Genomic DNA, 13825 nt, shown 5'->3' on the forward strand with positions numbered 1-13825 from the left:
GCATTGTCAAAATTAAATTCCCAGGGATTAAGCGGAAGGCAAAAAGCGGCAATATTGCTGATTACGCTTGGTCCGGAAGTTTCTGCTCAAATATTCAAACATTTGCGCGAAGAGGAAATCGAGCAGCTTACGCTTGAGATCGCCAATGTGCGCAAGGTAGACAGCACCGAGAAGGACATGATCATGGCGGAATTTCACCAGATCTGTCTTGCTCAGGAATATATCACGCAAGGCGGCATTACGTACGCGAAGGAAATTTTGGAGAAAGCGTTGGGCCAATCCAAGGCGATCGACATTATCAACCGTTTGACTGCAACCTTGCAGGTTCGCCCATTCGATTTTGCACGCAAAGCGGATCCGAACCAAATCTTGAACTTCATTCAGAACGAAAATGCTCAGACGATCGCTCTCGTCTTATCTTACCTCCAGTTCGAGCAGGCAGCGGTCATTCTTTCCTCGCTGCCTCAGGAGAAGCAGGCGGAAGTGGCGAGAAGAATCGCCGTGATGGACAGCACCTCGCCGGAAGTCGTATCCCAAGTGGAACGTGTACTGGAACAGAAGTTGTCCGCAACGGTAACTCAGGATTATACAAGCGCCGGCGGTATCGAGGCCATCGTACAAATCCTGAACGGTGTCGACCGGGGGACGGAGCGTACGATTCTGGACTCCTTGGAAATTCAGGATCCGGAGCTTGCGGAAGAGATCAAGAAACGGATGTTTGTCTTCGAGGATATCGTCAACATCGACAACCGTTCCATTCAACGGATCATCCGCGACATCGAAAATGCGGATTTGCAGCTTGCGCTTAAGGTTGCGAGTGAAGAAGTCCGCGAAGCGGTATTCCGCAACATGTCTAAGCGGATGTCCGATACATTCAAGGAAGAAATGGAATTTATGGGTCCTGTTCGGCTGCGTGATGTTGAAGAAGCTCAGACCCGTATCGTAGCTACCATCCGCAGACTGGAAGATGCCGGAGAGATTATAATCGCCCGCGGCGGAGGAGATGACATTATTGTCTAATTTGATCAAAGTATCCCAATACGTGCCGGTAGACATCCTTAAACAGCTAAACTTAGCCAAAACGTATGAGACTTATGAGGAACAGCGATCAGATGAGGCGGCTTCGGGAGAGGTTCAGGAGGATATCCGGTCCACTCATGACGAGGCTGCCGAAGAAGCAAGACAACAGATGCTGACCGATGCCAAAGAATTTGCCGAAAGTCAGGTCAGAGCCGCTTCGGAACAGGCCGAGCAAATGTTGGCCGAGGCCAGAGAGCAAATCGAAGCGTGGTGGAATGAGCGCAGGGAACAGGATGAGCATCTGGTGGAAGCCGTGAAATCCGAAGCGTTCAATGAAGGCTATGAAGAAGGTAAGCTGCAGGCAGAGGAAACGCTGCAGGCAAAAATAGAGGAAATGATGGCGGAAGCGAGCTCTGTTCTCGAACAAGCTTATTTAGAGAAAGAACGGATCATTCAGGAAGCGGAACCGTTCCTGGTGGAACTGAGCTGCGCGATTGCCGAGAAAATTATCGACAAGCAATTAGATCTCGAACCGGATTATACGGTGGATTTGATCAAGCAGAGCTTGTCCCGCAAGCGGGAGCAGGGGATTTTGACATTATGCGTGGCGCCTTCCCAGTTTGCCTTCGTGCAAGCCGCAAGGGAAGAACTGAGTCTGGTCATCGACTCTCAAGCCGAATTGCAAATCTTGCCGGATCCGACCGTACAGGATCGAGGCTGCGTAATACGATCTTCCTTCGGAAGCGTGGATGCCAGAATCGATACGCAACTGACGGAGATCAAAAAAGAGCTGTTGCGCATTTCGCGCCAGGCCGAGGAACGGGGATTGCCGAATGACGAACATTAATTCAGGGCGTTATATCGACCATCTTCGGCAATTGGACCCCGTCCGGATTAACGGGAAAGTGACCCAGGTCATTGGGTTAATGGTGGAATCCGAGGGGCCGGATGCGAGCATCGGCGACGTCTGCTACATTTATCCGAGCAAATCATCACAGCCACTGCAAGCGGAAGTCGTTGGCTTTCGCGACAATAAAGTGCTGCTGATGCCGCTCGGGGAACTGACCTCGATCGGTCCGGGCTGCGATGTCGTGGGAACCGGCAAACCGCTTACCGTACAGGTCGGCTCTGAATTGCTCGGCAAGGTGCTGGACGGATTGGGTCAGCCGCTCGACGGATCGGTATTGCCGTCGAGGATGGGGCATTACTCGACATTTAACAAACCGATGAACCCGCTAAACCGTCCTCGCGTAGCGGAACCGATCAGCATCGGCGTCAGAGCGATCGACGGACTGCTGACCATCGGGAAAGGACAGCGGGTCGGTATTTTTGCCGGTTCGGGCGTCGGGAAGAGTACCCTTATGGGGATGATCGCCCGTAATACGGCGGCGGATGTCAATGTCATCGCTCTGGTCGGGGAACGGGGGCGCGAGGTGTTGGATTTCATTGAGCGCGATCTCGGTCCCGAAGGATTGGAACGTTCCGTTGTTATCGTGGCCACCTCCGATCAGCCGGCGTTGATCCGCATGAAGGGAGCGCTCATCGCTACCTCCATTGCGGAGTATTTCCGGGACAGAGGGCTTAATGTCATGCTCATGATGGACTCGGTCACCCGTTACGCCATGGCGCTACGTGAAGTCGGTCTCGCAGTCGGCGAGCCTCCGGCGATGCGGGGATACACCCCTTCCGTTTTTGCGGCGCTTCCGAAATTGATGGAACGTGCGGGAACCGGGCCAACCGGTTCGATAACCGCTTTTTACACCGTATTGGTTGATGGGGACGATATGAATGAACCGATCGCCGACGCGGTGCGGGGAATATTGGACGGCCATATTGTGCTGAACAGGAACATTGCGAATAAAGGCCATTTCCCGGCCATCGACATTCTCGCCAGCATCAGCCGGGTGATGAAGGACATCGTGTCGGATGAACAAAACGATGCCGCGGAGAACCTGAAGCGTCTGCTGGCAGTGTATAAGGATTCCGAGGATCTCATCAATATTGGAGCTTATCAGCAGGGTTCAAATGCGGAAATAGATGAAGCGATCGGCTATATCCAAAGTATATGGGGTTTTTCCAGACAGAAAGTGAACGAGAAGGTTACGCTGCCCGAAGCGCAGGCACAATTAATTTCCGAATTTGCGAGGAGATGACGGTTAAAGGATGAGATTCCGTTACGTTTATCAGAAAGTCGTGGACTTGAAGACCAATGAGAAGACCCAGGCAGAATGGATGCTCTCGGCTGCGGTCGGTATTCTTCAGTCGGAACAATGCTCATTGGAGCAGCTGCTGGAGGAAAGATCCCGGACGCATTCCGTAATTCAGAACGAGATGGAGAATAAGGCATCCATGATCAAGCTGCAGGAGCTTCAACGTTATATGGATTATCTCGAAGACTGCATTAACCGCAAAATCGGAGATGTGAAGCGAGCGGAAGTCAACGTGGATCATAAAAAAACGGTGCTCAGCGGCAAAATGCTGGACGAAAAAGTTTGGATGAAGGCAAAAGAAAAGGCAAAAGAAAAATTTCAACAGGAAATGCTTCTTCGGGAACAAAACGAACTGGATGAGATGGCAACGGTCCGGTTCGCCATGAGAGCCCGTTAAAGGAGTTAGGGCCAAGAATGGGTTTGCGAAGGAGGGATGAAGATGGCACGGACGGAATTGGATGAGGAGCTGGAGGAATCCGGCGGAGGCTTTTCGAAGTTTCTGTTCTTTATGACTCCAATTTTGTTTACTGTCGTTTTGCTGGCTGTGCTTCTTACGCTTTTTAGTCCGAGTTTCAAGAACACGATGTTAGAAATCGGGGACAAAATCCCGTTTATTAACAAAATCATTCCGGACCCGGAATCGAGTAAATCGGATAAAGAAAAGGAAGCGGACAAAAAGGCCGAACAGAAGAAACAGGAAGAGAGCACAAAAGCTACTTTGAACCAGTTAAAGGAGCAAGTGGCGAAGCAGGAAGCCGAATTGGAAGAGGCAGGCCGGCAGGTTGCGGAGAAAGACAGTAAGGTGAAGGAACTGGAGACTCAGCTCCAATCCGCTCAAACGAAAGCGGAAGAAGAAAAAGCGGCTGAGGAACAAGCTGCTTATCAAAAAGAGGTTAAGAAGCTTGCGCAAATTTATTCCGAGATGAGTCCGAGTAAAGCGGCCGCGATCTTTGACAAGCTGACGACCGATGAAACGCTCCAGATGTTTAGCGTGATGAGCAATGAGAGTAAGGTAGCGATTTTGGAGAAGATGGATCCGCAAAAGGCGGCCGACATCTCGATCATGCTGAAGGACGTGAAGCCGGCTGAAGAGCTGGCGATTGCCGCGCTGCAATCGAGGCTCAAGAAAGAAGCAGCCGACGCAACACCGGCTCAATCGTCGGGGAATGCGCTCGATGAAACGCAGCTGAGCCAAACCTTTGGATCGATGTCCGCGGACGCCGCATCCAAGCTGATTATTCAAACGTACAAAATCAGTCCCGAGAAGGCTTTGAAAATTTTAAAGGCCGTAAACGACACGACACGCTCTAAAATATTGGACGCCATGACCAAAGAAGACGAAAAGCTCTCGGTCAAAATCGTGAACCAATTGGTAAGCAAATAGCAGATCATTCCGTGAAAGGAGGTGAATAAGAAAATGAGCCAAACTTTATCTAATGTATCGGCAGGATCAGCGGTAGGCGGATTGTGGTATGGATCAGGCGGTAAAAATGTTTCCGGTCAAGGGGCAACCGTTTCTTTTGATCAAGCTTTGCTCTCGATGATGGGCGGCGGTACCCAGCCGCAGGAAACACAGCTTACCTCGCAGCTGGCGATGTTGGCAGGGCTGACGGATACGGGAGAAGGATTAATGCCGGAGGGCGAAGAAGGCGGCTTGGATGCGCTGCTTCAAGGGCTGTTGGAGCAACTGGACCAGTTGGATCAAGCGCTGGCGGAAAATCCGGACCTGTTGGCCGTACTGCAAGGCTGGATTCAGAATGTTCAACAATTCCTTCAGAATAATGACCCGGGACAGTCCGCGGATAACGGAGACGTCGAAGCATTGCTTCCGACATTGGCACAGCATCCGCAAACGGTGCGTTTTGCGGTTCAAGATGCATTGCTGCAGCTTGCGACAGCTTCAAGCGCTAAGGCTATGACGGCAACACCAGTGGATTCGCTTCAGGCCAAAGCTTTGATGGAATCCTTGCAAAGTCTGATGGCTGACGCAGGTTTGAATAGCGACACCAAGCCGGCAAGCGGTAAACAGGCAGGAGGGATTTTTAATCTGCCAGGAGCCGAACTGAAGGAACATTCCGCGATGCAAAGCCAGAATGGACAAGCCGTAAGTTCCAAAGCTAATGATGCTCAAACCAATAGTCTCGCGCAGAAAGCGGATCTTGACGTAACCGTCAAAGCCGGAGCCGTAACCAGTCAAGCTGTGATTGCAGCAAGTGAGGAATCGACGCTTGGTGATCATGCGACATCGGACGGAGATCAGCCGCTAGCTTCCGGAAATATTACGACCGCAGGTCAACTTGCGCTTCGCGATAGCGCGGCAGCAGCCGTAAAACCTGCAGCTCCTCAAGTGCCGGTCGAGAAATTCGGACAGGAAATGAGCCGCTTTCTGGTCAGCAAGCTGGAAATCGTAAAGGCTGGGGGATTGTCTGAAGCAAGAATATCTCTCTATCCGGAGCATTTGGGACAGGTAGACGTGAAGATCACGATGCAAAACGGACATATGGTAGCTCAATTCGTAACCGAGCACGCTTTTGCTAAAGAATCGCTTGAAGCACAGCTGGCGCAACTGAGAACGGCTTTGCAATCCCAGGGTCTTCAGGTCGGTAAGCTCGAAGTAACTCAGAACGCCTCTTTATCCTCTCATATGTATCAGGATGGACGCCAACAAGGTAGCGGCACCAATCAACAGCAAAACGGGAAGCGCCGGGAAATGATGCTTGAAGAAGAACTGGTCGGAATCCAGGATTTGAACGAAGAATGGAATGAATGGATTTCCGAAATCAGAGAAAGAGAAGCCGGCAGTTCGTTTGTAGCAAAAGCCTAAGTGAAAGGAGGATGATAAGCGATGGCAGACATCGTTTCAACCGGAGTTATGTGGCCGAATTACGCTGCGGAGAATGTTTCGAAGGCCAGCAAGAAGGATACTCAACTTGGCAAAGACGACTTTTTGAAGCTAATGATGGCCCAAATGCAATATCAGGACCCGTTGTCGCCGATGGATAATTCTCAAATGATTGCCCAGATGGCACAATTCACTTCCGTCGAACAATTGACCAACATTTCTAATCAGCTCACTGCCATGAGTCAGTCGCTTGGCAACAGTTCGGGACTCATCGGTAAATTGGTTAGTTGGGTAGGCGAAACCAAGACGGGAAATTACGATGTGAATACAGGAAAGACCGAAGTGATTCAAACTATTGAAAGCGGTCTGGTTGATTCCATTATCGTACGTAGCGGAACTCATTACGTGAAGGTTGGCGGAAAAGAGGTCGAGCTTTCCCAAATCCAGCAGGTGGAGAACGCACCGGTACCGGAGGAGCCTTCAAAAGAAGAAGGAAGCCACTCCAATTCAGGCGCTGGTAATGACGCGGCTGGAGAAGGAGCGGGTGCGCAATGAACGATCCCATCCGGATAGGCAGTTTATATCCCGGCCGAATTCAGCCTAACGCCTTAAGCCGAAACAGAACGGTCAAATCTGCGGAAGCGCAAGGACCTGCGTTTAAGGATTTGCTTCAAAACCGGCTTTTGCATTTTAGCAATCATGCAGTTAAACGGCTTGAACAAAGAGGCATTGAGCTGAAGCCCGAACAATTGAGCCAGATAGAATCGGCCATCGACAGCGCCGCCGCCAAAGGGGCAAAGGATTCACTGATTCTGATGAAAGATATGGCCTTGATTGTCAATGTCAATAACCGAACGGTTGTAACGGCGATGGACGGCAACAGCATGAAAGACAATGTTTTCACCCAAATAGACAGCGCTGTAATAATTTCTTAGTTCATATGGCTGGCCCGGATTCGGAAAGCCATCATTGACCGCTGATCGACTGATGCGGTCAAAAGTATCGATAAAACTTTTAATCCTGGGAGGAATTTTCGAAATGTTAAGATCAATGTATTCGGGTGTTTCCGGTATGCGCGGCTTTCAAACGAAACTCGATGTCATCGGCAACAATATTGCCAACGTAAACACGGTGGGTTTCAAATCGGGACGCGTGATGTTCAAGGATATCATGAGCCAAACGGTTTCGGGCGTAACTGCTCCGGCAGAAGGCGAAAGCGGCGGGATCAACGCGAAACAGATCGGCCTAGGGGTATCCATCGGTTCGATCGATACCGTGCACACCGGCGGCAGTGCGATGACGACGAACAATCCGCTTGATCTGCGGATTGACGGAGACGGATTTTTCCTGGTGAAGCTTTCGGAAGATCAAGAAATTCCATTTTTGACACGTGCCGGAGATTTTCATCTGGATGCAGCACGTCAACTCGTTACTTCCGATGGTTTGCTGGTATGTAACTCTGATGGAGATATTTTGGAACCAATTGATGAAACTGTTACTGCCTTCTCAATAGCAGCTAACGGAGTGATCATGCAGAAAATGGATACAGGCGAAACACTGGAAGGGGGTACAATTGGAGTAGCGAAAGTAGCTAATCCAGAAGGTCTCGAGAAAATTGGCGGAAATCTTTATCGAATTACATTAAATGCTGAGGCTGATGGCGAACCGGAGTATACGAATCCAAATAATACTGAATTGGGAACCGGTGCTATCGTTGCGGGTCAGCTGGAGATGTCCAACGTCGATCTGACGGGGGAATTTACCGAAATGATCGTTGCCCAGCGCGGATTCCAGGCGAACTCCCGCATTATTACCACATCGGATGAAGTGCTGCAGGAAGTTGTCAACCTGAAGCGTTAAGATGGAGGATAGCGGGGGAGGAACACCTTTCTTCCCCCGTTCTACTTGGGAGGGTAATCATGATTTCAGTAACACGACTGAACGGTTCTCAGATGTGGCTTAACGCGATGATGATCGAAACCGTGGAAGAAACACCCGATACGTACGTAACCCTGATCACAGGCAAACGTATTATTGTGTTGGAGAAGGCGGTTGAAGTGCTTGCGATGATTAAAGAGTACTACACCGAGATCGGTATCCACGCAGCAACTATTAAAGTGCAACAAACGGAGGAATTGTCATGAAAAAGATGGCGCCATGGCTGATTACGATTCTGCTTTCGATTACATTGATCGTATTGGCCGCCTTCCTGCTGATTAATCAAATGTCAGGTCCAGCAGGCGGCGAAGCAAAAGCTGCTGTAAATCAAGAGGCTGTACCGAGACATTTGACAGCGGATGAAATTGTAAAAGTAACTTCGACGATCGATGACATCAAAACCAATTTGTCTGATCCGAACTATGTCGTGGTGATGAATTTTGCCTTCCAACTCGATAATGGGGCTTCTAAAGAGGCTTTTGATAAAATCAAGGACTTCAAAGTTAAGCCAATTATTATTAAGACGCTCGCGGACACCAAACCGGAAGATTTGACAGGGGCAAAAGGCAAGGACAATTTAAGTTCCAAGCTGACGAATCTGATCAACAAGACACTGCCGGAAGGGAAACTGATTCAAATCGATATCACTTACTTTGTTATGACAACTATCTAGAGCATATCGATGTAGACTTTCTTTCAAGGGGGTGAATTGTTTGGTAGATGTATTATCGCAAAATGAAATTGATGCCTTACTTGCGGCGCTGTCCTCTGGAGAAATGGATGCCGAGGAACTGAAAAAGGAAGAAACGCAAAAGAAGATCCGGGCTTACGACTTTAAAAGAGCGGTTCGATTCTCCAAAGATCATATCCGCAGCTTGACCCGGATTCATGAAAATTTCGCCAGATTTCTTACAACCTATTTTTCGGCCCAACTGCGGACTTTCGTTCAGATCAACGTTGTTCAGGTTGAACAGCTTCCTTACGATGAGTTCATCCGCTCCATTCCGAAGATGACGATTCTAAACATTTTCGAAGCGGAGCCGCTTGAAGGCAGAATGGTGCTGGAGGTTCACCCCAACGTAGCTTTTGCCATGCTGGACAGGCTGCTGGGAGGAATCGGGACCTCACCGTCCAAAATCGGTTCTTTGACAGAGATCGAGACGATTATTATGGAGCGCATCTTCAGTAGGGCTTTCGAAAGTCTTCAGGAAGCCTGGAAAACCGTGATTGATATCAATCCGCGGATGGAGGCACTTGAAACTAATCCTCAATTTATGCAAATCGTTTCCCCGAACGAAACGATTGCGCTTATCTCGCTGAGTACGAAGATCGGGGACACTTCGGGGATGATCAACCTTTGTATCCCTCATGTCGTAATTGAACCGATCATGCCCAAGCTGTCGGTTCACCATTGGTTTGTATCCCAGAAAAAATCCCGGGTTCCCGAAGAGGTTGACGCCCTTCGGCATCGGGTGCATAAAGCCAAGCTGCCGATTGTTGCGGAGCTCGGCGAATCCCAAATCACGGTCCAGGAATTTCTGGAGTTATCCGTGGGCGATGTCATTTCCCTGAACAAACCGGTTCAGGAGGGACTATCCATCCGCGTAGGCGACCGGCTGAAATATATCGGAAGCCCGGGAACGCTGAAGGATCGCGTCGCCGTTCAAATTGATGAAATTGTTAGCGAAGGAGTTGAGGAACTTGACGAGTAAAGATTATTTGTCCCAGGAAGAAATAGATGCCCTGCTGAAACAAACGAGCATGGACTCGGCTCCTGAACCAACCGTCTCCGATTATTTGTCGCTGCTGGAACAAGATGCACTCGGCGAAATCGGAAACATCACTTTCGGAAGTGCAGCAACGGCCCTGTCGACACTGCTTAGCAAAAAGGTTGATATTACAACGCCGAAAGTATCCATTATTACGCGTTCGCAGTTTGAATCTGAGTTTCCCAAGCCTCATGTCGCCATTCACGTTCAATACGTTGACGGCTTCGAAGGAGTCAACTCGCTTGTCATTAAGACAAGAGATGCACAGGTTATAGCCGATCTCATGCTGGGCGGCGAAGGCAACCCTGCGGATGAAGAGCTGAACGAAATTCATATCAGTGCCGTGCAGGAAGCGATGAACCAGATGATGGGTTCTTCCGCAACATCGATGTCAACGATCTTTAACCGGTTCGTGAACATCTCCCCGCCGGGCATCGATATTTTGAACATGACTAACGGAAGCGGAGTAACCAGCCTGCCGCCCGATGAAATTCTGATCAAAATTTCGTTCCGCCTGACGATCGGGGATTTGATCGATTCAACGATCATGCAGCTGTTGACGGTTAAATTCGCCAAAGAAATGGTCGATAGCCTCATCAACGGTTCATCTTCGGAACCTGCCGTTCAGGAAGTAGCTGCTGCAGCGGCACCACCGGCTTACGCTGAGCCTCCTGCACCTGCCTACGAACCGCCTGCACCTGTTTATCAGCAGCCGCCTATGGTCGAGCAACATGCTCCACAGGCTATGCAGCCGCCGATGCAAGCACCGATGGGAGCGCCGATGCAAGCGCCTCCGGGATACTATTATCCGCCTCAGGAACGGCCTTACAGCGAGCCTCAGCATTATGGCGGAATGACCGGACGAGGGGTAAACGTACAGCCTGTCCAGTTTGCGAATTTGGGAAATCCCTCATTCGGGCAAGCTGACGCAAATAATTTAAACTTATTGATGGACATTCCCCTTAAAGTCACCGTAGAATTAGGGAGGACCCAAAAGCAGATTAAGGATATCCTGGAGCTGTCCCAAGGTTCGATTATCGAACTGGACAAGCTTGCCGGTGAACCGGTGGACATATTGGTGAACAACAAGCTGATAGCAAAAGGCGAGGTTGTTGTCATCGATGAGAACTTTGGCGTACGCGTCACGGATATTGTCAGTCAGTGGGACCGCATTCAAAAATTACAATAGTAGAAGTTTAGGGAGGATTTTAAATCAATGGCAAACCGAATTCTAATCGTAGACGATGCAGCTTTTATGAGAATGATGATCCGCGATATTTTAACGAAAAATGGGTTCGAGGTTGTCGGTGAAGCTCAGGATGGCGGGCAAGCGATCGAGAAATTTAAGGAATTGCATCCGGATCTCATCACTATGGATATCACGATGCCTGAAATGGACGGAATCGCAGCATTGAAGGAAATCAAGAAGTTGGATCCAAATGCCAAGGTTATTATGTGCTCGGCTATGGGACAGCAGGCTATGGTTATCGATGCGATCCAAGCCGGCGCGAAGGACTTCATCGTTAAGCCGTTCCAGTCCGATCGTGTAATTGAAGCTATCAACAAAACGCTTGGATTGTAGGCGATAAGCCATGTACCTATCACAATCCGGCACCCCCGAAGAATATGGGGGCGGAGATGTCAATCTTTGGGGTAACTTGATAACGGTCATCGCCGTTTTAGCAATAATCATCGTTCTGATTATTCTGTTAATTCGTTTTCTCGGGAAGAAGAATTCGTTTTTATCCCAAAGCCGCTCGATCCGTACGATGGGAGCCGTCGGCCTCGGGCCGAACAAGTCGCTCCAGGTGATCGAGATCGGTAGCAGCATTTACCTTGTCGGTGTGGGCGAGAATATCACCTTGGTCGACAAGATTTCCGATCCGGAAGAAGTGATTGTATTGCAGCAGGCTTTTGAAGAGGAGGGGACGGAGTTCGCCGGGTTCGCTTCGGCTATATCTGGTCTCGTCTCCCGATTCCGCAAAGAGCCTCCGCAAGAAGTCGAGGAACTGGAAGGGAAGTCCTTTCATGAGGTGTTTCACTCTCAGGTAAAGAGAATGCCAAGCCGCAAGACCCAAATGGAGGAACTTTTAAAGGATCAGGAAGAACAATCTACAGATCGGTTGAGGGATTCATGAAGAACAAAGTCCTAGTCGTGACATTATTTTTCGCTTTATGGAGTCTGTTTGCGGTTTCCATAGCTTCTGCCGAACCGGTCGATCCGATTCCAAATATAGGGATCCAAATCGGAGGGGACACGGGCTCGGGTGCGGGGACAAGCTCACTGTCCCTTATTCTGATGATTACGGTCTTGAGTGTAGCACCAGCCATTCTCGTTCTGATGACAAGCTTTACGCGAATCGTGATCGTGCTCGGATTTGTCCGCAGCTCGCTCGGAACTGCGACATCGCCTCCCAATCAAGTGCTTGTCGGGTTGGCTCTTTTTTTGACGATATTCGTGATGAGTCCGACGTTGTCGACGATTAATGAGGTGGCACTGCAGCCTTATATCAAAGGGGAAATTACTCAAACGGAAGCGCTGAGCAAAGCATCAGAACCGATGAAGAAATTTATGTATTCGCACACGCGGCCCAAAGACCTGCAATTATTCATGAGTTATACCAAAACGGAGAAGCCGCAGAGCTATAAAGACATACCGATTACAGTTATGGTTCCGGCTTTCGCAATCAGTGAACTGAAGACCGCATTTCAGATGGGCTTCATGATATTTATTCCGTTTTTGATTATCGATATCGTCGTGGCCAGCGTTCTGATGGCCATGGGGATGATGATGCTGCCGCCGGTCATGATTTCCTTGCCGTTCAAGATATTGTTGTTCGTCCTGGTGGACGGTTGGTATCTGATCGTCAAGTCACTGCTGGTCAGTTTCAGTCCATAGTTATGTAAAAGGATGGCTTCGGTCTAGCGCAGGTCATTCATATTTTTAGTAAAGAGGGGGAAGACGGTTATGAGTTCGGATTTTATTATCGGTTTGGCCGGACAAGCCGTTTATACCGTATTGAAGGTTAGTGCCCCGATGCTGATTATCGGTTTGGTCGTCGGTTTGATCGTGAGTATTTTCCAAGCTACCACCCAAATTCAAGAGCAGACGCTGGCCTTCGTTCCCAAGATCGTCGCCGTACTGTTGGCATTGCTGATGTTTGGGCCGTGGATATTAACGACGCTTGTCGATTTTACCTACAGCATATTTAACAACCTATCTAGTTATATCGGTTAGGCCGAAGAAATTATGGAGATTATACTGCACGGAATTTCTGTCTTTATGCTTATTTTTTGTCGAATGACGGCGTTTTTTGTTGTCGCTCCGGTTTTTTCTTCACGTGGCGTTCCTAACACATTCAAAATTGGGCTCTCCGCCATGATCGCATTGTTAATTTTGATGATTCAAGGAACGAATCAGGTGATACCCCAAGATCTTGGATACGTCTTGATGATTATCCGCGAGGTCTTGATCGGCCTGTTGATGGGGTTTGTGGCCTACCTGATCTTTTCGGTCATTTTGACTGCCGGATCATTTATCGATATTCAGATCGGATTCGGTATGGCGAACGTGCTTGATCCGATGACAGGCGCTTCCGCTCCCGTCCTCGGCAACTTTAAGTATATTATCGCCACGCTGGTCTTTTTAAGCATTAACGGACACCACTATTTGCTTGACGCAGTAATTCGCAGTTATAACTGGATCCCGTTATCAAACGATGTTTTTCAAAGGATTTATCGTGGAGGCGTTACGGAGTTTCTGGTCAGCACCTTCAGTCAGTCGTTTACGCTTGCTTTTCAAATGGCTGCGCCGCTGGTGGTTGCCTTGTTTTTAACGGACGTTGCTCTCGGCTTTCTGGCTCGTACGGCACCTCAGTTCAACGTTTTCGTAATAGGGATTCCTCTGAAGATTATTGTAGGACTGGTTGTACTGCTCCTTTTGATTCCGGGCTTCATCTACGCGTTTGAACATTTGTTTGAAGTGATGTTTAATGCGCTGCACAATTTATTTGGAACGCTGGGGAGTCGGCCGACATAGGGAGGGA

Annotated in this window: 18 protein-coding genes; all 18 read left to right on the forward strand. The window is 49.3% G+C overall.

Annotated elements, in window-relative coordinates; all coding sequences use genetic code 11:
* Nucleotides 1-3 precede the first annotated feature (3 nt).
* Nucleotides 4-1020 carry a flagellar motor switch protein FliG gene (gene fliG / locus KB559_RS08835; RefSeq protein ID WP_211021348.1) on the forward strand — a complete coding sequence of 339 codons (1017 nt, stop codon included), beginning with the start codon at nt 4-6 and terminating at the stop codon, nt 1018-1020.
* Complete coding sequence (locus KB559_RS08840) at nt 1013-1867, forward strand: FliH/SctL family protein (protein WP_211021349.1); 855 nt, start codon at nt 1013-1015, stop codon at nt 1865-1867. Before fliG ends, KB559_RS08840 begins: the two co-directional genes overlap by 8 nt.
* Nucleotides 1854-3173: a flagellar protein export ATPase FliI gene (gene fliI / locus KB559_RS08845; protein ID WP_211021350.1), complete on the forward strand. Its 1320-nt coding sequence runs from the start codon at nt 1854-1856 to the stop codon at nt 3171-3173. Before KB559_RS08840 ends, fliI begins: the two co-directional genes overlap by 14 nt.
* 10 nt (nt 3174-3183) lie before the next feature.
* Nucleotides 3184-3627 carry a flagellar export protein FliJ gene (gene fliJ / locus KB559_RS08850; RefSeq protein ID WP_211021351.1) on the forward strand — a complete coding sequence of 148 codons (444 nt, stop codon included), beginning with the start codon at nt 3184-3186 and terminating at the stop codon, nt 3625-3627.
* Nucleotides 3628-3669: 42 nt separating this feature from the next.
* Nucleotides 3670-4614 carry a MotE family protein gene (locus KB559_RS08855; RefSeq protein WP_211021352.1) on the forward strand — a complete coding sequence of 315 codons (945 nt, stop codon included), beginning with the start codon at nt 3670-3672 and terminating at the stop codon, nt 4612-4614.
* A gap of 33 nt (nt 4615-4647) precedes the next feature.
* A complete protein-coding gene (locus KB559_RS08860) occupies nt 4648-6054 on the forward strand; it encodes a flagellar hook-length control protein FliK (RefSeq protein ID WP_211021353.1) in 1407 nt (468 codons plus the stop codon).
* A 21-nt stretch (nt 6055-6075) separates the two neighbouring features.
* On the forward strand, nt 6076-6627 hold the full coding sequence (locus tag KB559_RS08865) for a flagellar hook assembly protein FlgD (protein ID WP_211021354.1): 552 nt from the start codon (nt 6076-6078) through the stop codon (nt 6625-6627).
* On the forward strand, nt 6624-7007 hold the full coding sequence (locus KB559_RS08870; protein WP_211021355.1) for a TIGR02530 family flagellar biosynthesis protein: 384 nt from the start codon (nt 6624-6626) through the stop codon (nt 7005-7007). The genes KB559_RS08865 and KB559_RS08870 overlap by 4 nt, the downstream gene beginning before the upstream one ends.
* Before the next feature lie 103 nt (nt 7008-7110).
* Nucleotides 7111-7932 (forward strand): flagellar basal body rod protein FlgG, encoded by an 822-nt coding sequence (gene flgG, locus KB559_RS08875; protein ID WP_211021356.1) that lies wholly within the window; start codon nt 7111-7113, stop codon nt 7930-7932.
* A gap of 59 nt (nt 7933-7991) precedes the next feature.
* Nucleotides 7992-8216 carry a flagellar FlbD family protein gene (locus KB559_RS08880; protein ID WP_211021357.1) on the forward strand — a complete coding sequence of 75 codons (225 nt, stop codon included), beginning with the start codon at nt 7992-7994 and terminating at the stop codon, nt 8214-8216.
* Nucleotides 8213-8683 (forward strand): flagellar basal body-associated FliL family protein, encoded by a 471-nt coding sequence (locus tag KB559_RS08885; protein WP_211021358.1) that lies wholly within the window; start codon nt 8213-8215, stop codon nt 8681-8683. Before KB559_RS08880 ends, KB559_RS08885 begins: the two co-directional genes overlap by 4 nt.
* A gap of 40 nt (nt 8684-8723) precedes the next feature.
* Nucleotides 8724-9722: a flagellar motor switch protein FliM gene (gene fliM / locus KB559_RS08890; protein ID WP_211021359.1), complete on the forward strand. Its 999-nt coding sequence runs from the start codon at nt 8724-8726 to the stop codon at nt 9720-9722.
* On the forward strand, nt 9712-10968 hold the full coding sequence (gene fliY, locus KB559_RS08895) for a flagellar motor switch phosphatase FliY (RefSeq protein ID WP_211021360.1): 1257 nt from the start codon (nt 9712-9714) through the stop codon (nt 10966-10968). The genes fliM and fliY overlap by 11 nt, the downstream gene beginning before the upstream one ends.
* A gap of 27 nt (nt 10969-10995) precedes the next feature.
* Entirely contained in the window at nt 10996-11361 is a 366-nt protein-coding gene (locus KB559_RS08900; protein ID WP_211021361.1) for a response regulator, read from the forward strand.
* 10 nt (nt 11362-11371) lie between these two features.
* On the forward strand, nt 11372-11917 hold the full coding sequence (locus KB559_RS08905) for a flagellar biosynthetic protein FliO (RefSeq protein ID WP_211021362.1): 546 nt from the start codon (nt 11372-11374) through the stop codon (nt 11915-11917).
* Nucleotides 11914-12678 (forward strand): flagellar type III secretion system pore protein FliP, encoded by a 765-nt coding sequence (gene fliP / locus KB559_RS08910; RefSeq protein WP_211021363.1) that lies wholly within the window; start codon nt 11914-11916, stop codon nt 12676-12678. Before KB559_RS08905 ends, fliP begins: the two co-directional genes overlap by 4 nt.
* Before the next feature lie 69 nt (nt 12679-12747).
* Nucleotides 12748-13017, forward strand: coding sequence for a flagellar biosynthesis protein FliQ (gene fliQ, locus KB559_RS08915; RefSeq protein WP_211021364.1), 270 nt, complete (start codon nt 12748-12750; stop codon nt 13015-13017).
* A 12-nt stretch (nt 13018-13029) separates the two neighbouring features.
* Nucleotides 13030-13818: a flagellar biosynthetic protein FliR gene (gene fliR, locus KB559_RS08920; protein WP_211021365.1), complete on the forward strand. Its 789-nt coding sequence runs from the start codon at nt 13030-13032 to the stop codon at nt 13816-13818.
* The last annotated feature ends 7 nt before the right edge of the window (nt 13819-13825 follow it).

This window comes from Paenibacillus sp. Marseille-P2973 (genome assembly GCF_018101095.1).
GTDB lineage: Bacteria > Bacillota > Bacilli > Paenibacillales > Paenibacillaceae > Fontibacillus > Fontibacillus vini.